Below are 21838 nucleotides of genomic sequence, written 5' to 3'. Positions count from 1 at the left end.
GTCCCGGGCCGGGCATGACGCCGGGTGCCCGCCGTGCCCGCCCGAGCGGGGGGGGAGCGGCGCCGGGGGCCCGCCCGGGAGCCCCGGCTGCCCGGTGCTCCGCGGTGCGGCCGGGGAGGCCGGGGAGGCCGGGGAGGCCGGTGCCGACGGAGGCGGTGCGGGTCGGCGGCGGGCCGGGAACGCGTCACGGCCCGCCGCCGCCCGTCCGGGGCGGGTCAGCCGGGAACGACCACCACGCGGCCCGTGGTCACGCCGTCGAAGACCCGCTGGACGGCGTCGGCCGCGCCGCCCAGCGGTACGCGCTCGCTCACCAGCGGCTTGACCGCGCCCTCCGCCGCGAGGCGGGTGAGCTCCTCGTGGCAGCGGTCGACGGCGGAGGGCTCCCGCTGCGCGTACAGCCCCCAGTGCAGCCCGAGGACGGAGTAGTTCTTCACCAGCGCGTGGTTGAGTCCGGGGGTGGGCACCGCGCCGCTGGCGAAGCCGACCACCACGATGCGCCCCTCGAAGGCGATGCACTTGGCGGACGCCGCGTAGGCGTCGCCGCCCACCGGGTCGTAGACCACGTCGGCGCCCGCACCGCCGGTGGCCTCCTTCACCGCGGCGACCACGTTCTCGCTCCTGCGGTCGACGACGACGTCGCAGCCCAGCTCCCGGGCGACCTCGGCCTTCGCGGCGCCGCCGACGACCCCGATCACCCGGGCCCCGGCCGCCTTGCCCAGCTGGACGGCCGCACTGCCGACGCCGCCCGCGGCGGCGTGCACCAGCAGCGTCTCGCCCTTCCGCAGCCCGGCCCGCCGGTGGAGCCCGAACCAGCCGGTCTGGTAGCCGATGTGCAGCGCGGCGGCCTCGGCGTCGTCCAGCGCTTCGGGCGCGGGACGGGCGCTCTCCTCGGCGACGACGGCCGTCTCGCCGAAGGCCCCGCAGGGCAGCACCGGCTGCCCGAGCACCCGCTCCCCCGCCCGGGCCCCGCCGACGATCTCGCCGCAGAGCTCCACGCCGGGGGTGAACGGCAGCGGTGGACGCACCTGGTACTCGCCCCGGCACAGCATGGCGTCCGGGTAGTTGACGTTTGCGGCCCGGACCCGGACCAGCAGTTGCCCCGGACCCGGTTCGGGCTCGGGCACCTCTTCCAACCGCATCACGTCGCGCGGTTCGCCGTTGGTGTGGACGCGCCATGCCTGCACGGATGGTCCTTTCGTCGACGGAGGGCCGCGCTCCGCGGCCCCGGGCCCGCTCAGGGCCGCAGCGCCCGCAGCAGCAGATCGGCCAGGTGGTCGGCGACCTCCTGCGGCGTGAGCCGCCCGCCGGGCCGGTACCAGCTGCTGAGGTGGTGCACGGAACCGAAGTGGTAGTCCACGACCAGGTCGGCGGGGGTCGCGTCGCTGAACACCCCGGAGCGCCGGCCCTCTTCGACCAGCGCACGGAACCTCTCGTGGTAGCGGCGCCGCTCGGCCCGCACCTGCTTCTGCTTCTCCGGCGAGAGCTGGTGCATCGAGCGGAAGAAGATCATGGCGTCGTCGAGGTTGTCGATGGTGGTGACGACGACGTCCGCCGCGGCCTGCCGCAGCCGCTCCTCCACCGGAGCCGCACGGTCGGCGAGCAGGTCGAGGCGCTCCTGCTGGAGCCGCAGCAGCCGGCCGTAGATCTCGTGGAGCAGATCGTCCTTGGAGCCGAAGTAGTGGTAGAGCGCGCCCTTGGTGACGCCTGCCGCCTCCACGATCTCCTGCACGGACGTACGGTCGTACCCCTGTTCCGCGAAGAGGCGGGTGGCGGCCGCCATCAGCCGCTGCGGTACCGGCACCCGGGTGTCGTCCCCGCTCCGGGTGCGCGCCGTGCGGGTCCCGCTGCCGTGTGCCGGATCTCCCGTACCGGCCCTGGTCGCCATGGCCGCCACCTGCCTCTCACTCATCGTTCACCGATCGGCGCCGCCCGGCCGGCCCGACTGCCCGCTCGCCGTCGGGGAGCCGTCCTGCCGGGAACGCAGCTCCCGCCGGAGGATCTTGCCACTGGTGGTCTTGGGCAGCTCTCGCAGCACCTCCACCTCGCGGGGGTACTTGTAGGCGGCCAGCCGCTCCCTGCAGTATCCGCTCAGCTCCTGGGGAGCGGCCGACGCGCCCTCGCGCAGGCTGACGTACGCCTTGACGGTCTCGCCCCGGTACTCGTGCGGCACCCCGACCACCGCGGCCTCGCGGACGGCCGGGTGCGTGTAGAGCACGTCCTCGACCTCGCGGGGCCAGACCTTGAACCCGGAAGCGTTGATCATGTCCTTCTTGCGGTCGACGACGTAAAGCCAGCCGTCCGTGTCCATGAACCCGATGTCCCCGGTGCGCAGTTCACCGCCGGGCATCCCGGCGGCGGTCTCCGCGGGCCGCCGCCAGTAGCCGGGCACCACCTGCGGGCCGCGCACGGCGATCTCGCCCTGCTGCCCGAACGGCACCTCGGCGCCGGACTCGTCCAGTATCCGCACCACCGTGTCGGGGCCGGGCAGGCCGACGGCCAGGGTGCCGGACTCCGGGTCGACCGGGGCCTGCCTGCCGGGCGGTACGGAGGCGCACGGGGCCGAGCACTCGGTGAGGCCGTAGCCGTTGCCGATGTAGGGGCCGAAGGTGGCGCGGAACTTCTCCACCAGCGCGGGGGGCAGCGGCGCGCCGCCGGAGGAGAGATGGGTGAAGGAGGCGAAGTGCTCGCGGGACGCGGCCGGGTGCGCGGCCAGCGCCATGAACGCGGTGGAGGGGCCGACGGTGTAGGCGGGCCGGTGCTCCAGGAAGGCGTCCAGGACGACACCCGCGTCGAAGCGGTAGGCGAGCGCGAGCGTGCCCTTGTTGGCGATGCAGCCGCACAGTTGCACGACCGCTCCGGTGATGTGGAAGAGCGGAGCCAGCGCGAAGACGCACGCCCCCTCGGGGATGCCGTGGCCGACACGCTGCCGCTCCGCGTTGTAGGCGAGGTTGGCGTGCGTGTTCATGGCGCCCTTGGGGTTGCCGCTGGTCCCGGAGGTGTAGCTGATCAGGGCGATGTCGTCGCCGGTGAGTCCGCGCCCGGCGGGTGCGGGCGCGCCGCTGCGGGCGACGGCGAGCAGGTCCTCGGCGTCCTCGGCGGGCGCGCACCGGGCGAAGTCGAGCACCCGGGGGTCGTCCCGCGTCTGCAGGTCGAGTTCGCAGGCGGTCAGCACGGTGCGCACGGTGCCACCGGCCGCCACGGCGCGCAGCCGCTCCTCCCAGGCGCGGTCCGAGCACACCAGCGCGGCCGGCTCCGCGTCCTGGAGCACGTGCGCCACTTCGCGCTCCTTGTACATGGGGTTGACGGGCACGACGGTGGCGCCCGCCTTCCAGGCGCCGAGCAGCGCCAGCACATACTGCGGGCTGTTCTGCAGCATCAGGGCGAGCCGGTCGCCCCTGACCAGGCCACGTGCGGCGAGGTGCGCCGCGACGGCGTCGGAGAGCGCGTCTGTCTCGGCGTAGCTGAGCCGGCCGTCGAAGTAGCTGAGCGCGGCGCGGTCCGGTACCTCGCGGGCCGCGGCGACGAAGGCGTGCAGCAGCGTCTCCGGCGGCGTGACGGGGGCGCGTTGGGCCTCGGTGAGCTGGGCGAGCCAGGGCTTGTCCCCGTACCCGGCGGCGGTCGCTGAGGTCATGCCGGCTCCCCCTCCCGCGTCCCGGCAGCGCCCTTCGGGGTCCCGCCGGCCGCGTCCTCGACCTTGCGCTGCAGATGGTTCATGGCGCTCAGCCAGGTGTCGGTCCCGGTGGCGCGCGCGGTGTAGTGACCCTGGGTGGTGGCGTGCGGCAGGACGAGGAAGCGTCCGTCGGCGAGCGCGGCGAACAGCGCGTCGGCCACGGTCTCCGGGGCGATGGCGCCGGGTCGCAGCACGAGGTCGCCCGCGGCACCGGTGGCCTCCAGCATGTCGGTGCGTACTCCCTCGGGGCAGACGGCGTGCACCTGGAGGCCCTGGTGCCGGTAGGTGACCGACAGCCACTCGGCGAAGGCGAGTGCCGCGTGCTTGGTGACGCTGTAGGGCGCCGAGCCGACCATCGTCAGCAGTCCGGCCGCCGAGACGGTGGAGACGAAGCGCCCCCGTCCGCGCTCCAGCCAGTCCGGCAGCAGCTCGCGCGCGGCCCGGACGTGCGCCATCACGTTGAGGTCCCAGGCGGCGTCCCACTGCGCGTCGGGGGTCTCGGGGCCGCCCTCGGTCGCCAGACCGGCGTTGGCGCAGAACGTGTCGACCGCTCCGCCGAGCGCCTCGCGTGCGGGCGCCACGACGGTGGCGGCGTCCCCGGGGACGGCGATGCCGCCGATCTCCTCGGCGACCGCCCGGGCGCGGCCCGGGTCGAGGTCGTTGACCGCGACCCGCGCACCCTCGGCGGCGAATCTGCGGGCGAGGGCGGCTCCGATGCCGCCGCCCGCTCCGGTGACGACGACGGCACTGTCGCGCAAGGACTCCATCGGCTGCGCCTCCCACTCTCCGGGCGTGTGCTCCTGCGGCCCCGTTCGGGCGCGGTCGGCGGAAGGGTTCCGCGGCGCCGCGCCCGATCGGCAGACTAACCAGTCGGTATGTCTTTGCGGAAGGGGTGCCGGCGACCCGCCCGGCACTGCTTCGGGAACGGCGGCGGCCGCAGGCTCGTTCCTCTGCTGTGGGCGGCGCGCGGCGCCGCGCATGCGTGACCGGTGGAGACCCCGGAAGCGGCTGCGCCCGATGAGGCGGGGTCGCAGCCCTTACAGGAATAGCGGACCGCATCCGGGGTAATCCGCCACGCCGAAGCAAGTGCGCGCTCTCCGCGCGAAAAAGCATCGCCGGAGACGGATCCGAACCGCGGGGCGGCACGTCACATCCCCGACGACACGGGTCCTCTCCGCCGGAGGTGGGATGATTGGCCGGTTTCAGAGCGCTCGCCCGACAGGTCCGGGATCCGGACAGAGAACGGTCCCAGCGGCGACAGGCGCTGCGCAAGTGCCTGGAGCGGTTCGCCCCCTACGGACACCGCGCCACCTGGCAACACCTGTGCAGGAACGCCGGGTTCGACCCGGAGGACCGCGAACCCGACCCCGCGCTGCTCGTCGCGGCCCTGGAGGAACTGGAGGAGGCCCGCGCGGTCTGGCTCGCCTACGAGTCCGAAGTCGCCGCCCGCCGCAGGCGCGAGAAGCACAAGGGGATCAGGCAGCCGACCGCACTCGACGAGTGGCACCGCGGAACGTGGGGCGGCAGGTCGCTGCTGCGGTGCGATCCGGCCCGGCCACCGACTCCCCGGCTGGCGGAGGTGCTGCGCCGCATGATCGCCATGCCGGGCGGCGTCCGGGACGCGCCCCCCTACCGCCGCGCCCTGCGCATGGAGCGGGGGGGCCGCACGGAGATCCGCACCGAGGGCACCGCCCGCCGCGAGAGCCGCAATCCGCACCGCGCGGGCGCCGGCTCCCGGCTCGGGTTCGGCAGTCCGCTGCCCTCCCAGGGCTGAGCGGCCGCCGCGCACGGACGACCGCGGCGCCGCGGAGCCGGCCGGACACGCCGACGGACCGGACGGGGCACCGGAGAGGCGCTGCGCCGGACTGCGGCACCGACCGGGGGCGCGGCAGTCGGCACCGGGGGCCGGGGTGGCGCCCCGCGGGGCCCTGCTGGCATGCTGACGGGCACGTGCTGAGCAATCGCTTATTCGGCATCTGCTCCGCGACTTACCAGCGTGGGAGGTTGTTTGCATGGCGGAACCCCAGGTTTTCACCTCGGCCCCGGAGCTGCGCGCCGCAGTCGGCCAGGAGCTGGGCGTCAGCGACTGGCTTGAGGTGGACCAGAAGCGCATCGACCTCTTCGCGGACGCGACCGGTGACCACCAGTGGATCCACGTGGACCCGGAACGCGCCGCCGAGGGCCCCTTCGGGAGCACCATCGCACACGGCTATCTGACCCTGTCGCTGCTGCCCGCACTCGTCCCGCAGATCCTGCGCGTCGAAGGGGTGCGGATGGGCGTCAACTACGGCACCGACAAGGTGCGCTTCCCCGCCCCCGTGCCCGTCGGCTCCCGGCTGCGTGCCCGGGCGACCCTGGCCGACGTCAGCGAGACGCCGGACGGCGGGGTGCAGGTCGCCGCGCAGGTGACGGTGGAACGGGAGGGCGGCGACAAGCCGGTGTGCGTCGCGGTGAGCCTCAGCCGCTACTACTGGTGAGACCGGCGGGCCGGTGGCCCGCCATCCGCAGGGCGAGATCGGCGTACAGCGCGCCGATCTCGTCCGGCGTCCTGCGGCCCTCCGGGCTGAACCAGCGGGCGACGTCGATGCACAGCGACATCACGGCCAGCGCCGTGCCCCGCAGGTCCGGGATGTCGAACTCCCCGGCCGCCACGCCCTCCTCCAGGACCGCGCGCAGAATCTCCTCACTGCGCCTGCGCAGCAGCACGATGCGCGCGTAGTGCTCCTCCCCCAGCGCCGCCAGCTCGTACTGGACGACCCGCGCCGTGGTGTGGTGCTCCGCGTGCCAGCGCACGAACGCGCGGACGGCACCGGCGAGCCGCTCCGCGCAGTCGGGCGCGCTCGCGACGGCCTCCTCCAGCACCGCCACCGAGCGCTCGTGGCCGACCCTGCTGATGTGGAAGAGCAGCTCTTCCTTGGTCTTGTAGTGGATGTAGAGCGCGGCGGGACTCATCCCCGCACGTTGGGCGATGTCGCGGGTGGTGGTGGCGTGGAAACCCCGCTCGGCGAACGCCTCCACGGCACCCAGCAGCAGGCGGCGGGCGGCGTCCGGGGTGACGCCGCCGAAGGATTCATCGATCTCACCCGTCGTCATCCGCCCAGCTTACTGCGCACTGAGCGGATGCTTAGTCCGGACCCCGCCGGGGCCTGGACCCTCGCGGTGGGCCGGACCCCGCCGGGGCCCGGAAGACCGCCGCGCCCCGGCGGCCGGCCGAGGTTCAGAAGACCACCAGCGTGCGCCCGCCCCGCCCGGCCCGCATGGCCGCGAAGGCGTCCCCGACCCCCTCCAGCCCGACCCGCTCGCTCACCAGCGCCCCGAGCTCCAGCCGTCCGTCCCGCACATGCTGGGCCAGCACGGGGACGTCCCGGGCGGGATCGGAGTCGCCGTAGACGCAGCCCCGCAGCTCCCGCGCGAAGTGGAAGATCTCCAGCGCCGAGAAGGAGACCTGCTCGTCCTTGCCCCCGATGCCGACCACGACGGCCCGGCCGCCTCGCCGGGTGCAGTCCCAGGCGGCGCGGACGGTCGCGGCCCGCCCCACGCACTCGATGGCCACATCGGCGCCGTAGCCGCCCTCGGTGAGCGCGCGGACCTCCTTGGCGGTCTTCTCTCCCGCCACCACGAAGTCCGTCGCCCCGGCGGCCCGGGCCATCTCCTCCTTCTCCGCAGAGACGTCCACCGCCACGATCTGTCCGGCACCGGCCAGCCGCGCCGACTGCAGGGTGGCCAGCCCCACCCCGCCCACGCCGAACACCGCGACGGATTCGCCCACCCGTACCCGGGCGCTGTGGTGCACCGCGCCGTACCCCGTGAGCATGGCGCAGCCCAGCAGCGCCGCGTCCTCCAGCGGCACCCCCGCAGGCAGCGGGAGGACGGCCCGGCGCGGGACGACCGTCTCCTCGGCGAAGGCGGCGACGCTCAGCCCGGGGTAGAGGCCGTCGCCGCTGCGGGTGCGCGCGTAGGGGGTGGTGGTGGCGTCGTTGGCGCGCACGCACAGCCAGGGCTCGGACAGCTGCGCGCAGAAGTGGCACTCGCCGCAGCTCGGTGCCCAGTTGAGGACGACCCGGTCACCGGGGGCGACATCCCGTACGTCCTCGCCCACGGCGACGACGGTTCCCGCGCCCTCGTGGCCGAGGACGGCGGGTACGGGCTGGCGCAGGGTGCCGTTGGCCAGCGAGAGGTCGGAGTGGCAGACCCCGGCGGCGGCGAGCCGCACCCGCACCTGGCCGGGTCCGGGATCCGGCAGGGCTATCGAGGTGACCTCCAGGGGTGCCGAGACGGCGGGCAGGACGAGGGCGCGAACCATGCGGGCTCCAAGCGGGATGCGGGACGGAGGTGGCCTCGGACGGACCGGCCCGGCGCGGCCGGTGTGAGCGCGGTTCTCAGAGCTGGAGGGACTTGGTCTGCAGATACTCCTCCAGGCCGTGCACGCCCAGTTCCCGGCCGACGCCGGACTGCTTGTACCCGCCGAACGGCGCCAGGGGGTTGAACCGGCCGCCGTTGATGTCGACCTGTCCGGTCTCCATCCGGCGTGCGAAGGCGACGGCCTCCTCCTCGTCCTCGGACCACACGGCGCCGGCCAGGCCGTAGACGGTGCCGTTGGCGATCCGCAGCGCGTCCTCGGTGTCCTCGTACTTCAGCAGGGACAGGACGGGGCCGAAGATCTCCTCCTGGGCGATGGTCATCCCGGGGGTGACGTCGGCGAAGACGGTGGGCCGGACGTAGTGGCCGCGCTCCGCGCCCTCGGGGGGCTCGGCGCCGCCCGCCACCAGCCGGGCCCCTTCCTCGCGGCCGCGCTCGATGTAGCCGGTGACCCTCTCGCGCTGCGCGGCGTTGACGAGGGGGCCGACGCGGGTGGCCTCGTCCAGCGGGTCCCCGGTGGTGTACTTGGCGGTGGCTTCGGCGGCCAGCCGTACGGCCTCCTCGTAGCGCTCGGAGTCCACCAGCATCCGGGTCCAGGCGCTGCATGTCTGGCCGGAGTTGGACATCACGTTGGCGACCCCGACCTTCACGGCCTTCGCCAGGTCCGCACCGGGCAGGATGACGTTGGCCGACTTGCCGCCGAGTTCGAGCGCGACACGCTTGACGCCGGACGCGGCCGCCGCGCCGATGCGGCGGCCGACGGCGGTGGAGCCGGTGAAGGAGAGCAGGTCGATGTCCTCGTGCTCGGCCAGCGCCTGTCCGGCGACCGGGCCGAGCCCGGTGACCAGGTTGAAGACCCCGGCGGGCACCCCCGCCTCGTCGACGGCCTCCGCGAACAACTGGGCGACCAGCGGGGTGTCCTCGGCCGGTTTGAGCACCATGGTGCAGCCGGCGGCGAGGGCCGGTGCGGCCTTGGCGACGATCTGGTGCAGCGGGTAGTTCCACGGGGTGATGGCACCGACGACTCCGACCGGCTCGCGCAGCACCAGGGAGTTGCCCAGCCGCTCCTCGAAGGAGTACGCGGCGGCGAGCTCCGCGTAGCCGGTGCAGACGGCGATCGGCACGGCGGCGTGCACCTTCTGCGAGAGGGTGAGCGGGGAGCCGAGTTCGGCGGTGACGGTCCGGGCGATCTCCTCGCGCCGGTCGGTGAGGATCCGCCGGAGCGCGTCCAGCCGCGCGGCGCGTTCCGCCGGCGGGGTGGCGGCCCAGCCGGGCAGCGCCGCGCGGGCGGCGCGCACGGCTGCCGCGACGTCTTCGGGACCGCCCGCGGGGACGGTGGCCAGGAGGGTTCCGTCGGCGGGGTTGGTGACCTCGATCGTCCCGGTGCCCGCAGCGGGGCGCCAGGCGCCGTCGATGTACATGCCGTCGTGTGCCTTCATGGGGCAAACCTACTGTCGGGTCAGCAAGGTGTCAGCACGGCGTCGGGGTGCCCTGGGTCACCGCGGGCCGCCGGCACCGCCCCTGCCCCGGCACGTCCGGCGGGCACGCGTGGTGCGTTGACGGAGACCCCCGTTATTCCTATGGTCCTCCATAGGAATTCATGATGCGGCGGGAGTTGGCGATGGGCCAGGGCACCGACAGCACCACCAGCAGGACCGGCACCTCCGCCGAGCAGGCACGGGATCAGGCGCGCGGCGCGGCCGGGCACCTGACCTACCAGGCCGGGTTCGGCAACGAGCACAGCAGCGAGGCCGAGCCGGGCGCACTGCCCCTCGGGCGCAACTCCCCCCAGCGGGCGCCGCTGGGCCTGTACGCGGAGCAGTTGAGTGGCAGCGCCTTCACCGAGCCCCGGGCGCACAACCGCCGCTCGTGGCTCTACCGCATCCGCCCCTCGGCAGCGCACCCCCGCTTCGTCCGCGCGGACAACGGCGGACTGCGGAGCGCCCCCTTCCAGGAGACGGAACCCGACCCCAACCGGCTGCGCTGGGGCCCGCTGCCCCGGGTGCCGGAGGGCACCGACTTCCTGGACGGTCTCTGGACGCTGGGCGGCAACGGCGACGCACGGCAGCGCAGCGGTATGGCCGTACATCTGTACGCCGCCAACGCGTCCATGACCGACCGGGTCTTCAGCGACGCGGACGGCGAACTGCTGATCGTGCCCGAGCGCGGCGGGCTGCTGCTGCACACCGAGTTCGGGCCGCTGAGCGCGGCCCCGGGGCACGTGGCGCTGATCCCGCGCGGGGTGCGCTTCCGGGTGGAACTGCTGGCGGAGAACGCGCGCGGGTACGTCTGCGAGAACTACGGCCGCCCCTTCGTCCTGCCCGACCTGGGGCCGATCGGCGCCAACGGGCTGGCCAACGCGCGGGACTTCCTGGCCCCCACGGCCGGCTACGAGGACGTGGAGCGGCCGGTCGAGGTGGTCAACAAGTTCTGCGGCAACCTGTGGAAGGCCGTCTACGACCACTCGCCGCTGGACGTCGTGGCCTGGCACGGCAACCATCTGCCCTACATCTACGATCTGCGCCGCTTCAACGTGCTGGGCAGCATCAGCTACGACCATCCCGACCCCTCGATCTTCACCGTACTGACCTCGCCCTCGGACACCCCGGGGCTGGCCGGGGTGGACTTCGTGGTCTTCGCACCCCGCTGGCTGGTGGGCGAGGACACCTTCCGGCCGCCGTACTTCCACCGCAACGTGATGAGCGAGTACATGGGCCTGATCGAGGGCGCCTACGACGCCAAGGCGGGCGGCGCGGGCGGTTTCGTACCGGGCGGAGGCTCGCTCCACAACATGATGTCGGCGCACGGGCCCGACCGGGAGACCTTCGAGCGGGCCTCGGCCGCCGAGCTGGCACCGCAGAAGATCGACGACGGGCTGGCCTTCATGTTCGAGACGCGCTGGCCGGTCACGCTCACCGGGCAGGCCGCGGGCGCCGCACACCGGCAGGCGGACTACGACGCGGTGTGGCAGGGTCTTGAGCGCCATTTCCCGGCTCCCTGACGTCCCCGGTCGGTCCGCCCGCGTGGGCCCGCGCGGCCCCGCTCCGCCGGGACCCGCACCGGCCGTGCGGACCCCGGGCGGGCCGACCCCACCCCGGAGGCACGCCCCATGACGCCGCTGTTCACCCCCGACTCCGTCGAGCTGAACCGGAAGCTGCCCCTCTGGTACCAGGTCTCCCAGTCCCTCCGCGCCTCCATACTCGGCCGCGCCCCGCAGGCGCCGGACCGGCTGCCGCCCGAGGACCGGCTGGCCGAGCACTACGGCGTCAGCGTGCTGACCATGCGCCAGGCCCTCAAGGAGCTGGAGACGGAGGGGCTGATCAGCAGGCACCGGCGGCGCGGCACCTTCATCGAACCGGAGGCGCGCCGGGCCCGGCCGGTGCGACTGCTCGGCTCGGTGGACACGATCGTCGCCCAGCAGTCCGGGGAGCCCACCACGCTGTTGGGCCACGGGCCGGAGCCGGTCCCCGCCGAGCTGGCCGAGTACTTCCCCGGCCAGCAGGAGGCGATGGCCTACCGGCGGCTGCGCTGCGAACGGGAGAGCGGGGAGCCGACCAACTGGGCCTGCAACCTCGTCCGCAGGGACGTCGCCGACCACATCGATCCGGCGGATCTGCGCCGCGACTGGCCGATGACGAAGGTGCTGCGGGACGCCGTGGGGGTGCGGATCAGCAGGATCACGGACACGGTCGAGGCGCGGCTGGCCGATCCGGAGACGGCCCGGCTGCTGCGGGTGCCGCTGCTGAGCCCGATCCTGCACTACACGGGAGTGACCTACGACGAAGCAGGCCGTGTGGTGGACGTGGTCCGCATCCACTACCGGGGGGACCGCTTCGCCTTCTCCGTGACGCTGGAGAACCTGGCGGACCACGACGAACGGGCGTGACGGGCGCAACGGGCCGGGAGGAACGGGCCGGGAAGCCGGGGCCGGGCCCGGGACGGGGTGCGAGAAGTACGGGAGCTGCGGGGGGGTACGGGAGACGCGAGGGGGAAACGGCCGCCGGGACGCGTTCCGCAGAGGATCCGCGGAGGATTCGCGGACTCCGCGAGGGAGCAGTCCGGCGGCCGCCTTCAGCCGCGCTCGCCGAACAGCGTGCGGCGCAGCTTGCGCAGCGGGGCGAAGAGGGAGACCCGCGCACCGCGGTTGCGCGTGCGGCTGTGCAGCGCGTCGCGCTGCGTGATCTCCCGCATCAGCGTGGTCGCGTCCTCCGCCTCGCGCGGTGGGACGGCGGGACCCGCGAGCACGGAGAGGTGCCGATCGAGGCGCGAACTCGTCGCGCCGGTACCGCATTTGATCGCGGGCACCCGCGCCCTGCTGCCGACTGTTATCTGTTCCATGTCACTCCCCACCCGTACGAGGGCACCCGGCCCGGGCAGAGTAACCCTATCTCCCGACTACGACATGCGTGTATCCCGGCCACAGCATTCACCTGCCCCACAAGGCTGTTGACGCACACGGTACGCCGTCCGGGCAGCTGACCGGCACCCCGGGAAGTCCCGCGAACCAGGACGAACCCGCCGCATTCCGGGAGGCGTCGGGCGCACACAGGGGGCGGACGGGTTTCCGGGATGCGCGGGTGGCGCGCCGCGAAACCCGCGTGCGAGTGCCGCCGCCATGCCGGATCATGGCAGTCATGAGTACCGACCGCCGACCCGACCAGAGGAGCGCGGCCCTGGCTTCCGAGACCTCGACGACGCCCCCGGCCACCCCCGCCCCCGGCACCGCGGCGGCCACCGCGGCCGGCAGCGGCGCACCGGCACCGACCGCGCCCGAACGGGCCCTGGTGCCACGGCTGCAGATCGACGACAGCGACTCCACCGGCGACATCATCGACGCCCTCTTCCTGGGCCGCTTCACCCTGGGGGAACAGCCGTACTCACGCAGCCACACCGTCGACCGCGTCAAGAAGGGGCGCACCCTGCTGCCGCCGGGAGCACACATCCTGCGGGAGGCCAAGGACGACAACTCCGGCTCGGTACTGGCCGAGGGGGAGGGCTGGACGGCGCGCGTCTCGCGCTGGAACCGCGGCGCCGAGGTCACGGTCACGGCGGTCACCGACGAACTGGCCGAACAGCGGCTGCGGCAGGCCGTGGACGGCGCGGAGGACGAGCCCGAGCCGCAGGAGGACCAGGTGTCCATGGGGTTCTGGTACCACTCCCCCATGCGCGGCCCGCGCCGCACCTCCCGCACCATCAGCGCCGGCGCCTGGTCGGACGTGCGGCAGAACTACACGGCCCGGGTGGCCACCGCCATGGACGATCTGATGAAGGTCACCCCGGACGAGATCTCCGGGCGCCTGCTGCTGCTGCACGGCCCGCCCGGCACCGGCAAGACCTCCGCGCTGCGCACGCTGGCCCGGTCCTGGAGCGAGTGGTGCCAGGTGGACTGCGTCCTGGACCCCGAGCACCTGTTCAACAACATCGGCTATCTGATGGACATCGCCATCGGGTCGGACGACTCCGACCCGGAGTCCGGCCGCTGGCGGCTGCTGCTCCTGGAGGACTGCGACGAGCTCATCCGCGGCGAGGCCAAGTACGCGGCGGGGCAGGCGCTCTCCCGGCTGCTGAACCTCACCGACGGGCTGCTGGGCCAGGGCCGCAACGTACTGGTAGGGGTCACCACGAACGAGGACCTGGAGCGGCTGCACCCGGCGGTGGTGCGGCCCGGGCGCTGCCTGGCCCGGATCGAGGTGGGCTCGCTCAGCCGCGAGGAGGCGGTCGCCTGGCTCGGCGCCGAGGACGGCGTCGGCCGCGACGGCGCCACCCTGGCGGAGCTCTACGCCCGGAAGAAGGGCAAGCGGCCCGCAGACGTCCCCGGCCGGCGGGAGAGCGCGGGCCTGTACCTGTGACCGCCGGGCGACGTCCCCGGCCCCGGCCCGTGCCCACCACTCGCCGGGGCCGGGGGCGGGGTGCCCGGCAGCCGCCCGCCGCGGACAACCATCGGCCGGGCTCATGGGTCTGACCCCACGACAGTTCGCCCAGGGGGAGGACCCACGATGCGTACCCGCTCCGCCGCCGCGGCCACCGCCGCCGCCGTCGCCCTGCTCACCGCCGCGACGGCCACCGCCGCCGCGGCCCCGGCCCGGACCGCGGCACCGGGCTTCCTGACCGCCGACGACCTGCCGCCGCACGCCACGTCCCCGTGGTACGAGGGTGCGGTCACCAAGGGGCTGCCGGACCCGGAACCCTTCTGCGTGGACGGTGCGGTGCCCGACACCTCCGGCACCTACCACCGCCTCTTCGGCACCGACTACGACACCCACGCCTCCCAGGTCGCCACCACGACCGCGTCCGTGAAGGCGGCGGACAAACTCGCCTCGAAGCTGGCGGCCCGCGCGGCGGGCTGCGCCGCCGACTGGCTGCGGGACCACCCCGGCAGCACGGCTTCCTGGGACGACTACGGCACGGTCGACGCCGGGGACAGCGCACACCTCTACGGCGTGCACACCGCGCCGCCGGAGTCGGAGCACGGCGTGAACCTGTTCGCGGTGATCCGCAAGGGCACGAAGGTCACCGTGGTGCGCTGGGCCGAGATGGGCACCCTGCCGGACGCCCCGGTCGCCGCGTTCCGCACCACCGCCACCAAGGCAGCGGCCCGCCTCTGATCCCCGGACCGGCGCGGCGAGGCCTGCCGCGCCGGTCCGGGGCCGGTGCGAGGGTCAGTCCGGAGAGCGGCCGGGCTACCCGCCGTACTGGGCCCGGAGCGCGTCCCGGGCGGCGGACAGCGCCGCGTCCCGGCCGGCGTCCAACCGCCTCGCCCGGGCGGCGAACGCCTGCGCCGCCTCGGCCAGTTCCCGCTCGGCGACCCCGCCGGCGGCAGCGATGAAGGTGCCGTTGCGCCCCCGGGTCTCGATGACGCCGTCGGCCTCCAGCGCGCGGTACGCCTTGGCGACCGTGTTCGCGGCGAGCCCCAGCTCCTCCGCGAGGCCCCGCACGGTGGGGAGTTTGTAGCCGGTGGGCAGGTCGCCGCCGCGTGCGAGCGCGGCGATGCGCGACCGCACCTGCTCGTAGGGCGCTTCCGGCGCGTCGGGATCGAGGTCGATGTCCAGGGCGTTCGTGGGGTTCGGCGGCACAGGTCCTCCGGGGAGCGAGCGGGTACGGGCCGATTCTCCCCCACCCCGGGAAATCCGGAAGCGCCGCGCCGCGCCGCCGACGTAGCCTCCGCGCCATGACGTCCCTGATCCGTACCTTCAGCCCCGAGGACCCCGGCGACGCCCGGTCCGTGGCCGCCGTCCGCCGCGCGACGATCCCGTATCTGGTGTGCACGGCCGAGACGGTCGCCTGGGAGGTGGCGCAGGCGCCCGCGGGGCAGCGGCGGCGGCTGCTGGTGGCCGAGGACGCGGACGGCACGATCGCGGGGTGTGCGGAGGCGGGCCTGGTCGCGGGGAGCGTGGCGCCCGGTCAGGGCTTTCTGCACACGGCGGTACCACCCGGGCGCCGGGGCCGGGGCGCGGGCTCGGCCCTGGTGGCCGCGGGCGAGGCGTATCTGGCGGAGCAGGCGGTGCGGCGGGTATATAGCTGGGTTGCCGCGGACGGCCACGCCGCCGCGTTCGCCGAGCGTCGCGGCTACGTCCCCTCCCGGCAGGCGCACTTCCTCGGACGCGAACTGCACCGCGCCACCTTGCCGGAGCTGCCCGATCCGCTGCCGCCGGGCGTGACCCTGCACCGGGTCGCCGAGTTCGCCGACGACCTGCGGCCGCTGTACGAAGCCGACACCGAGTGCGCCGCCGACGAGCCGGGCGACGTGCCCGTGGGCAGGACGCCGTACGCGCAGTGGCTGCGACACAACTGGCAGCGGCCCGACTGGAACGCCGAGCTGAGCAGCGTCGCGCTGGTGGACGGGCGGATCGCGGCCTACAGCGTCGCGCAGACCGACGGGGTGGACCGCTACTGGTCGGGGATGACGGGCACCCGGCGGGCCTTCCGCGGCCGGGGGCTGGCGCGACTGGCCAAGCTGGCCGCGCTGCGGCGGGCCCGCGCGGCGGGCTACCGGCACGCCTACACCGGGAACGACGCGACGAACGAGCCCATGCTGGCCGTCAACCGGCGCCTGGGCTACGCGGAGGTCGCCACGGAGTGGCGGTGCGTCAAGCGGATCTGACGGGCCGTCGCCCAGGACCGGGCGGCCCTGGTCTCACAGCGCCGAGCGATTCCCGGTGTCCACCGCGGCCGTGGCGTCCGCGGCCTCCCGTGCGGCTCCGCGTACCTGATCGGCGGTGAGCGCGTATCCGGTTCCCGCGTCCGTGGTCGAGCGCGCGAACACGACGCCGTACACCCGCCCGCCGGAGGTCAGCAGCGGTCCGCCGGAGTTGCCCGGGCGGACCTGGGAGCGGATGGCGTAGATGTCCCGGGTGGTCAGCGAGCCTCCGTAGATGTCCTGGCCGCGCGCCGGGGTGCGGGCCGCCACGGCCGCGGCGCGCAGGTCGAGGCCGCCGTTCTCCGGATAGCCGGCCACCACGGCCCGGTCCCCCCGTCCGGCGTCCCCCGCGAACCGCAGCGCGGGCGCCTCCAGGCCCGGCACGTCCAGGACGGCGATGTCCTTGTCCGGGTCGAAGAGGACGACCCGGGCCGGGTAGGGGCGGCCGACGCCGCCGACCCGGACGGTCGGCGCGTCGACACCGGCGACGACGTGCGCGTTGGTCATCACATGGCCGCGGGCGTAGACGAACCCGCTGCCCTCCTGCCCCTGCCTGCCGCCCCGCACGTCGGCGACGCCCTCGACCTTGACCGTGCTGCGCCGTGCGGCGGAGGTCGCCGCCTCGGTGACGGCGTCCCCGGACGGCTGCGGCACGGATGCGCCCGGCTCCTGTTCGAAGGGGTTGAAGACCGGTGGGAAGCCCGCCGTGGTGAGCGCGCCGGTGGCACGGTTGAACCAGGTCGCCGCACTGTCGGGCATCCGCTCGTGCACCCCCTCCAGCAGCGCGGAGCCCCGTATGGCCTGGTTGAGCGCGGGCGAGGGGGAGGCCGCGAGCGCGCTGCCCGCCATCCAGCCGACGACGAGGACGGCGACGACGTTGACGAGGGCGCCGCCCGCTCCGTCCACCCAGCGCGCGGGGGTGCGGCGGAGCGCGTGGCGTATCCGCCAGGCGAACTGGGAGGCCAGCGCGTGCCCGGCCAGCGCGGGCACCAGCACGGTCAGCAGTGCGAGCAGGGTGGCGGTGGTGGTGCCGCGGTCCGCGAGGCGGAGGACGTAGGGGAGCAGCCACACGCCGAGGGAGGCGCCCCCGACGAACCCGGCCAGCGAGACCAGGCCCGCGACCAGCCCCCGGTGGTATCCGGAACCGGCATAGGCGAGCGCCGCGACGATCAGGAGCAGATCCAGCAGGTTCACGGCCTGCTCCCTCCCTTCGTGCGCTGGGTGTCCGCCGCGGTCCGCGGCGGGGTCCGCGGGGGCCGGGCGGGGCGTTCAGGGTTGACATCCTCCCCTCCCTGAAGGGAGGGGATTCCTACGGCTCGCGCCGTGGGGTTTTCTGCTTCGTCGCCGACTGCCCGCCCGGAGAACTCCGTTGAGGTCTTACACCAGCTCCACAGACAGACACGGCCAGCCCGGCCGCCAGAAGGTTCTTCGCCGCGTTCACGTCGCGGTCGTGGGTGATTCCGCAGCCGCACGTCCAGGTGCGGACGTGCAGGGGCATCTTCGATGCGATAGTGCCGCAGGCGGAGCACAGCTTGGAGGAGGGGAAGAAGCGGTCCACCGCGACCACTTCCCGCCCGTACCAGGCAGCTTTGTACTCCAGCATGTTCCGGAAGTCGGACCATGCGGCGTCGGAGACGGCGCGGGCCAGGCTGCGGTTCTTGACCATGTTGCGCACGGTCAGGTCCTCGATCACGAGCGTTTGGTTTTCACGCACGAGTCGAGTGGTCAGCTTGTGCAGGTGGTCACGGCGCCGGTCGGTGATCCGGGCGTGGATCCTGGCGACCTTGCGCCGGGCCTTGGCCCGGTTGGCGCCGTCGCCCTTGGCCTTCTTCGCCAGGCGGCGCTGGGCCAGGGCCAGACGTGCACGGTCGCGGCGCTCGTGCCGGGGGTTGGCGAGCTTCTCGCCGGTTGAGAGGGTCAGCAGGTGGGTCAGGCCCACGTCGATGCCGACCGCCGCACCGGTGGCGGGCAGCGGCTTCACGGCCGGGTCGTCGCACAGTATCGACACAAACCAACGTCCCGCACTGTCCTGCGACACGGTGACCGTGGACGGAGACACACCCTCGGGCAGTGGCCGGGACCACACGACCTCCAGTGGCTCGGTCATCCTGGCCAGAGTGATCCTGCCGTCCCGGTACCGGAACGCACTGGTCGTGTACTCGGCGGACTTCCTGGACTTCTTGCGGGACTTGAAACGCGGGTACTTGGCCCGCTTCCCGAAGAAGTTGGTGAACGCCACCTGCAAGTGCCGCAGCGTCTGCTGCAACGGCACCGAGGACACCTCGGACAGGTAGGCCAGCTCCTCAGTCTTCTTCCACACGGTCAGAAGCGCCGACGTCTGGTTGTAGTTGACCCGCTCACCCCGCACCCACGCCTCGGTGCGGGCCGCGAGCGCCAGGTTGTAGACCTTCCGCACACACCCGAAGGTGCGCGACAGCTCTGCTGCCTGCGCATCCGTCGGGTAGAAGCGGTACTTGAACGCCCGCTTCACGTGAGCCCTGGTCATGGCTCACAAACTAGCCAGACCGCAGGTGAAGATCAAACCTGCGGGTCAGAGCACTGCGGTCCGCCCTGGGGGCGAATCGCAGCCCGTTGCCCTGCTTCGCAGGTGCTTCGCTTCCTCCCCCACCTGAAGGTGGGGGTATCCACGAAGGAGTCACGATGAAAACGCATAAGCCCAGCTCGCGGTTCCGCGCGGCGTGCCGCGGCCCCGAGCCTGTCGGGGTGCTTAGACCCGCCTTAAGCGATCCCTAAGGATCCCGGCAGCGGCCGCCGACGGGCCGTTCCGGGCCCTAGGCGTGGCTAACGTGCTGGCCACCGGGGCGGGTTCGGCAGCAATCCGCTGGGGAGGCGGTGCGCCCCGAGCCCGTTCCGGTCCCCGCACCTGCCGCCTGAGGGCGGCGTTTCCCCGTGACAAGGAGCCCTTCACATGTCCGTTCGCCGCACGGCCGCAGGAATCGCCGCGCTGGGCGCCGCACCGCTCGCGCTGGTCCTGGCGACGGCCGTCCCCGCCGCCGCGCACGGTTCGATGGCCGACCCGGTCAGCCGGGTGTCCGCCTGCTTCGCCGAGGGACCCGAGAGTCCGCAGTCGGCGGCGTGCAAGGCGGCGGTCGCCGCGAGCGGGACGCAGGCGTTCTACGACTGGAACGAGGTCAACATCCCGGACGCGGCGGGCAGGCACCGGCAGATCATTCCGGACGGGAAGCTGTGCAGCGCGGGCCGGGACAAGTACAAGGGGCTGGACCTGCCCCGTACGGACTGGCCGGCCACCGCGATGAAGGCCGGTCCGCACACCTTCCGGTACCGGGCCACCGCGCCGCACAAAGGCACCTTCGAGCTGTATCTGACCAAGGAAGGCTACGACCCGTCCGAACCGCTGACCTGGTCCGACCTGGAACCGGAGCCGTTCGCGAAGGCGACCGACCCGGCGCTGGAGGACGGCAGCTACGTCATCGAGGGCACCGTGCCGGAGAAGTCGGGGCGGCACCTCGTCTACAGCATCTGGCAGCGCTCGGACAGCCCTGAGGCGTTCTACACCTGCTCGGACGTCACCTTCGGCGGAGAGGGCGGCGACGGCGCCGGGAAGGCGCCGAAGGCGCCCGACGAGCAGCAGATCGAGGCGGGTGCGGACAAGTCGACCGTGGACCACGGCGGACACGGCGGCGGGGACGGCGGTTCCGGGCACGGCACGGAAGGCGGCGCCGGACACCGCGACGACTCCGCCGCTCCCGGCTCCGGGCCGGACGGTGAGGGGCCCGCGCCGCAGGGCGGAGCCGCGCCGCGCGGCGGGGATGAGGACGCCGACCTGGCCAAGACCGGTGGCGACAGCAGTACGGTCCCGCTCGCCGTGGGCGGCGCCGCGGTTCTCGCGGCGGGTGCCGGGCTGGTCGCCGCCGCCCGCCGCAGGGCCGCCTCCTCGGCCCCGCCGCGCGGCTGACCGCGCCGATCGCGTACGGCGCCGCCCTCCCTCGCAGCGGGGTGGGCGGCGCCGTACGCTCGTTCCCGATACCGGGGTTGAGGGAGCGGGGCAGTCATGACGGCACGTGAGGCGGATGCGGTCGGAGCGGCGGACGGGATGGTGGAGGTCACCACCGAGGAGGAGTTGCGGGCCCTGGTGGGGCAGCCGGCCTCGCACGCGGTGCACAAGACCCGCACCGCGCTGCATCCTCTGGACCGCGCGTGGCTGGCGCGCTCGCCGTTCTGCCTCGTGGCCACCTCGGCGGCCGACGGGAGCTGCGACGTCTCCCCCAAGGGCGATCCGCCGGGGTTCACCAAGGTGCTGGACGACCGCACGATCGCCCTGCCCGACCGGCCGGGCAACCGGCGGGTGGACGGGCTGCGCAACATCCTGTCCAACCCGCACGTCGGTCTGATCCACTTCCTGCCCGGCCGCGGTGACACGCTCCGGATCAACGGCCGGGCGCGGATCGTGCGCGAAGCCCCGTTCCTGGACGGGATGTCGGCCCGGGGCCACCGTCCCGCGCTGGCGCTGGTGGTGGAGATCGACGAGGTCTTCCACCACTGCTCCAAGGCGTTCCTGCGCTCCGGTACCTGGGATCCGGAGACCTGGCAGCCGGACGCGCTGCCGAACCGCGCCCGGCTGGCCAAGGCCCTCGACCGGACCGAGGACTCCCTGGAGTTCCTGGAGGAGTACTACGGTCCGCGGTACGCCGAGAAGATTCACACCGAGGGGTGAGCCCCGGCGCCGGTCCGCCCCGGGAGAGGGCGGATCCGCCTCAGGAGAAGCAGGTGGTGCGGGTGGCGTGCGGCGGGTCGAGCGCATTCGCCGTCTCGTGCCAGGCCGCCCGGTCGATGAGCGCGATGGCCAGGTGCTCGGAGATGTCGATCGGGCACAGGTCCTGGAGCTTCACGTTCCTGACGTCCGGCCCGTCGAGGAACTGCGTCCGGTAGGGCGTGACGACCTCGTCGTACCTGGTGGCGATCACGGTGTAGGCGACGCCGGGCACCGTGTCGCCGCCCGCGTTGAGCTTCTCGAGGAAGTCGGAGCCCTTCTTCTGCTGGAGCAGCGCCGGGCCGATCTCGTCGACCACGTCGCCCACGGGCGGGAACTGGTCGGCGAGCGCGGCCAGACCGCTGAGGGTGGTGCCGTGGTTGCTGGGGGCGATGCCGACGAGGGCGTTCACCTTCGGGGCGCCGCCGAGGAACTTGAGGTAGTACCGGGGCATCATGCCGCCCTGCGAGTGGCCGACGATGTCGACCTTGCCGGTGCCGGTGGAGTCGAGCACCTTGTCGACGTAGGCGGAGAGCTGCCCGGCGGAGTCCTCGATGGGGCCGAGTCCGTGGAAGAAGGGTTTGCCCGGCAGCTGCCCGTAGTCCAGTGAGAAGACGCAGTAGCCGCGCCTGACCAGGTAGGGGGCGAGCCCCAGCCAGTTGTCCACGGAGTTGCCGAAGGTGCCGTGCACCAGGACGACGGGGCGCGGGTGCGCGGCGGACGGTTTGCAGGAGTAGTCGTTCCAGCCGCTGGTGCGTGCGCTCTCGGGCGCCGCGGTGGCGGTGGCGGGCAGTGCCACGACCGCCGCGACGGCCAGGGCCAGTGCGGCGGCCGCCGACCTGCGGATGCGCGATCTGCGGAGGGGTCTGTCCGACGGCGGCGGCGATGACGTCGACGACGCTGCCGGGGTTGACGGCTTCAGCTTCATGTCCGGCTCCTC

General features: G+C 73.7%; 21 protein-coding genes. 9 read left to right on the top strand and 12 right to left on the bottom strand.

Annotated elements, in window-relative coordinates; genetic code table 11:
- Positions 1-215: 215 nt before the first annotated feature.
- The 4 genes from ACFYNS_RS17140 to ACFYNS_RS17125 are packed head-to-tail and all read right to left on the bottom strand — an operon-like array spanning position 216 to position 4437.
- Positions 216-1184 carry an NADPH:quinone oxidoreductase family protein gene (locus ACFYNS_RS17140; RefSeq protein ID WP_388603575.1) on the bottom strand — a complete coding sequence of 323 codons (969 nt, stop codon included), beginning with the start codon at positions 1182-1184 and terminating at the stop codon, positions 216-218.
- A 50-nt stretch (positions 1185-1234) separates the two neighbouring features.
- A complete protein-coding gene (locus ACFYNS_RS17135) occupies positions 1235-1885 on the bottom strand; it encodes a TetR/AcrR family transcriptional regulator (RefSeq protein WP_388603718.1) in 651 nt (216 codons plus the stop codon).
- Between the two features lie 27 nt (positions 1886-1912).
- Positions 1913-3631 (bottom strand): AMP-binding protein, encoded by a 1719-nt coding sequence (locus ACFYNS_RS17130; protein WP_360300037.1) that lies wholly within the window; start codon positions 3629-3631, stop codon positions 1913-1915.
- Positions 3628-4437: an SDR family oxidoreductase gene (locus tag ACFYNS_RS17125; RefSeq protein ID WP_360300040.1), complete on the bottom strand. Its 810-nt coding sequence runs from the start codon at positions 4435-4437 to the stop codon at positions 3628-3630. Before ACFYNS_RS17125 ends, ACFYNS_RS17130 begins: the two co-directional genes overlap by 4 nt.
- A 425-nt stretch (positions 4438-4862) precedes the next feature.
- Between ACFYNS_RS17125 and ACFYNS_RS17120 the strand changes: the two genes are divergently transcribed.
- Both ACFYNS_RS17120 and ACFYNS_RS17115 read left to right on the top strand, forming a co-directional pair.
- Positions 4863-5444 (top strand): hypothetical protein, encoded by a 582-nt coding sequence (locus ACFYNS_RS17120; RefSeq protein WP_388603572.1) that lies wholly within the window; start codon positions 4863-4865, stop codon positions 5442-5444.
- A 238-nt stretch (positions 5445-5682) separates the two neighbouring features.
- On the top strand, positions 5683-6147 hold the full coding sequence (locus ACFYNS_RS17115; RefSeq protein WP_019355358.1) for a MaoC family dehydratase: 465 nt from the start codon (positions 5683-5685) through the stop codon (positions 6145-6147).
- On the opposite strand, the gene ACFYNS_RS17110 is transcribed toward ACFYNS_RS17115, so the two are convergent.
- The 3 genes from ACFYNS_RS17110 to ACFYNS_RS17100 all read right to left on the bottom strand — a co-directional run bounded on the left by ACFYNS_RS17110 (position 6128) and on the right by ACFYNS_RS17100 (position 9468).
- The gene (locus ACFYNS_RS17110) at positions 6128-6763 is read right to left on the bottom strand and encodes a TetR/AcrR family transcriptional regulator (RefSeq protein WP_360300046.1); all 636 of its coding nucleotides are present in this window, start codon (positions 6761-6763) and stop codon (positions 6128-6130) included. The two genes, ACFYNS_RS17115 and ACFYNS_RS17110, sit on opposite strands and share 20 nt — an antisense overlap.
- Positions 6764-6887: 124 nt before the next feature.
- Entirely contained in the window at positions 6888-7973 is a 1086-nt protein-coding gene (locus ACFYNS_RS17105) for a zinc-binding dehydrogenase (RefSeq protein WP_360300049.1), read from the bottom strand.
- Positions 7974-8049: 76 nt separating this feature from the next.
- Complete coding sequence (locus ACFYNS_RS17100) at positions 8050-9468, bottom strand: aldehyde dehydrogenase family protein (RefSeq protein ID WP_388603568.1); 1419 nt, start codon at positions 9466-9468, stop codon at positions 8050-8052.
- A gap of 182 nt (positions 9469-9650) precedes the next feature.
- Between ACFYNS_RS17100 and hmgA the strand changes: the two genes are divergently transcribed.
- Positions 9651-11030 (top strand): homogentisate 1,2-dioxygenase, encoded by a 1380-nt coding sequence (hmgA, locus tag ACFYNS_RS17095; RefSeq protein WP_388603716.1) that lies wholly within the window; start codon positions 9651-9653, stop codon positions 11028-11030.
- A 108-nt stretch (positions 11031-11138) separates the two neighbouring features.
- Complete coding sequence (locus ACFYNS_RS17090) at positions 11139-11915, top strand: GntR family transcriptional regulator (RefSeq protein ID WP_360300058.1); 777 nt, start codon at positions 11139-11141, stop codon at positions 11913-11915.
- Between the two features lie 185 nt (positions 11916-12100).
- Here ACFYNS_RS17090 and ACFYNS_RS17085 read toward each other — a convergent pair whose 3' ends face one another.
- Positions 12101-12367 carry a hypothetical protein gene (locus ACFYNS_RS17085; protein ID WP_037705985.1) on the bottom strand — a complete coding sequence of 89 codons (267 nt, stop codon included), beginning with the start codon at positions 12365-12367 and terminating at the stop codon, positions 12101-12103.
- Positions 12368-12663: 296 nt separating this feature from the next.
- Here ACFYNS_RS17085 and ACFYNS_RS17080 point away from each other — a divergent pair, with 296 nt between their 5' ends.
- Entirely contained in the window at positions 12664-13878 is a 1215-nt protein-coding gene (locus tag ACFYNS_RS17080; protein WP_360300061.1) for a DUF5925 domain-containing protein, read from the top strand.
- A 147-nt stretch (positions 13879-14025) separates the two neighbouring features.
- Positions 14026-14634 carry a hypothetical protein gene (locus tag ACFYNS_RS17075; protein ID WP_360303018.1) on the top strand — a complete coding sequence of 203 codons (609 nt, stop codon included), beginning with the start codon at positions 14026-14028 and terminating at the stop codon, positions 14632-14634.
- 75 nt (positions 14635-14709) lie between these two features.
- Here the strand turns inward: ACFYNS_RS17075 and ACFYNS_RS17070 are convergent, their stop codons facing one another.
- Complete coding sequence (locus ACFYNS_RS17070; protein ID WP_360303016.1) at positions 14710-15102, bottom strand: GntR family transcriptional regulator; 393 nt, start codon at positions 15100-15102, stop codon at positions 14710-14712.
- A 95-nt stretch (positions 15103-15197) separates the two neighbouring features.
- On the opposite strand from ACFYNS_RS17070, the gene ACFYNS_RS17065 reads away from it, so the two are divergent.
- Entirely contained in the window at positions 15198-16130 is a 933-nt protein-coding gene (locus ACFYNS_RS17065) for a GNAT family N-acetyltransferase (protein ID WP_360303014.1), read from the top strand.
- A 33-nt stretch (positions 16131-16163) separates the two neighbouring features.
- Here ACFYNS_RS17065 and ACFYNS_RS17060 read toward each other — a convergent pair whose 3' ends face one another.
- Entirely contained in the window at positions 16164-17360 is a 1197-nt protein-coding gene (locus ACFYNS_RS17060; protein WP_360303012.1) for a MarP family serine protease, read from the bottom strand.
- A gap of 115 nt (positions 17361-17475) precedes the next feature.
- The gene (locus tag ACFYNS_RS17055) at positions 17476-18672 is read right to left on the bottom strand and encodes an RNA-guided endonuclease TnpB family protein (RefSeq protein ID WP_360303010.1); all 1197 of its coding nucleotides are present in this window, start codon (positions 18670-18672) and stop codon (positions 17476-17478) included.
- A gap of 423 nt (positions 18673-19095) precedes the next feature.
- Between ACFYNS_RS17055 and ACFYNS_RS17050 the strand changes: the two genes are divergently transcribed.
- Together ACFYNS_RS17050 and ACFYNS_RS17045 are read left to right on the top strand one after the other, a co-directional pair.
- The gene (locus ACFYNS_RS17050; RefSeq protein ID WP_388603564.1) at positions 19096-20103 is read left to right on the top strand and encodes a lytic polysaccharide monooxygenase; all 1008 of its coding nucleotides are present in this window, start codon (positions 19096-19098) and stop codon (positions 20101-20103) included.
- Between the two features lie 96 nt (positions 20104-20199).
- Positions 20200-20862 (top strand): pyridoxamine 5'-phosphate oxidase family protein, encoded by a 663-nt coding sequence (locus tag ACFYNS_RS17045; protein ID WP_360303830.1) that lies wholly within the window; start codon positions 20200-20202, stop codon positions 20860-20862.
- A 40-nt stretch (positions 20863-20902) separates the two neighbouring features.
- Here ACFYNS_RS17045 and ACFYNS_RS17040 read toward each other — a convergent pair whose 3' ends face one another.
- On the bottom strand, positions 20903-21826 hold the full coding sequence (locus tag ACFYNS_RS17040) for an esterase/lipase family protein (protein WP_388603561.1): 924 nt from the start codon (positions 21824-21826) through the stop codon (positions 20903-20905).
- Positions 21827-21838: the final 12 nt, after the last annotated feature.

It is taken from the genome of Streptomyces sp. NPDC006925 (genome assembly GCF_042869575.1).
Lineage (GTDB): Bacteria > Actinomycetota > Actinomycetes > Streptomycetales > Streptomycetaceae > Streptomyces.
This window is presented reverse-complemented; position numbering and strand designations above follow the sequence as displayed.

What these genes read in the sequence shown, in the direction of transcription:
- ACFYNS_RS17135 (WP_388603718.1), bottom strand. Translation starts at nt 1,885, where the DNA reads ATGGCGACCAGGGCCGGTACGGGAGATCCGGCACACGGCAGCGGGACC.
- ACFYNS_RS17130 (WP_360300037.1), bottom strand. Translation starts at nt 3,631, where the DNA reads ATGACCTCAGCGACCGCCGCCGGGTACGGGGACAAGCCCTGGCTCGCC.
- ACFYNS_RS17125 (WP_360300040.1), bottom strand. Translation starts at nt 4,437, where the DNA reads ATGGAGTCCTTGCGCGACAGTGCCGTCGTCGTCACCGGAGCGGGCGGC.
- ACFYNS_RS17115 (WP_019355358.1), top strand. Translation starts at nt 5,683, where the DNA reads ATGGCGGAACCCCAGGTTTTCACCTCGGCCCCGGAGCTGCGCGCCGCA.
- ACFYNS_RS17110 (WP_360300046.1), bottom strand. Translation starts at nt 6,763, where the DNA reads ATGACGACGGGTGAGATCGATGAATCCTTCGGCGGCGTCACCCCGGAC.
- ACFYNS_RS17105 (WP_360300049.1), bottom strand. Translation starts at nt 7,973, where the DNA reads ATGGTTCGCGCCCTCGTCCTGCCCGCCGTCTCGGCACCCCTGGAGGTC.
- ACFYNS_RS17100 (WP_388603568.1), bottom strand. Translation starts at nt 9,468, where the DNA reads ATGAAGGCACACGACGGCATGTACATCGACGGCGCCTGGCGCCCCGCT.
- hmgA (WP_388603716.1), top strand. Translation starts at nt 9,651, where the DNA reads ATGGGCCAGGGCACCGACAGCACCACCAGCAGGACCGGCACCTCCGCC.
- ACFYNS_RS17090 (WP_360300058.1), top strand. Translation starts at nt 11,139, where the DNA reads ATGACGCCGCTGTTCACCCCCGACTCCGTCGAGCTGAACCGGAAGCTG.
- ACFYNS_RS17085 (WP_037705985.1), bottom strand. Translation starts at nt 12,367, where the DNA reads ATGGAACAGATAACAGTCGGCAGCAGGGCGCGGGTGCCCGCGATCAAA.
- ACFYNS_RS17080 (WP_360300061.1), top strand. Translation starts at nt 12,664, where the DNA reads ATGAGTACCGACCGCCGACCCGACCAGAGGAGCGCGGCCCTGGCTTCC.
- ACFYNS_RS17075 (WP_360303018.1), top strand. Translation starts at nt 14,026, where the DNA reads ATGCGTACCCGCTCCGCCGCCGCGGCCACCGCCGCCGCCGTCGCCCTG.
- ACFYNS_RS17065 (WP_360303014.1), top strand. Translation starts at nt 15,198, where the DNA reads ATGACGTCCCTGATCCGTACCTTCAGCCCCGAGGACCCCGGCGACGCC.
- ACFYNS_RS17055 (WP_360303010.1), bottom strand. Translation starts at nt 18,672, where the DNA reads ATGACCAGGGCTCACGTGAAGCGGGCGTTCAAGTACCGCTTCTACCCG.
- ACFYNS_RS17050 (WP_388603564.1), top strand. Translation starts at nt 19,096, where the DNA reads ATGTCCGTTCGCCGCACGGCCGCAGGAATCGCCGCGCTGGGCGCCGCA.
- ACFYNS_RS17045 (WP_360303830.1), top strand. Translation starts at nt 20,200, where the DNA reads ATGACGGCACGTGAGGCGGATGCGGTCGGAGCGGCGGACGGGATGGTG.
- ACFYNS_RS17040 (WP_388603561.1), bottom strand. Translation starts at nt 21,826, where the DNA reads ATGAAGCTGAAGCCGTCAACCCCGGCAGCGTCGTCGACGTCATCGCCG.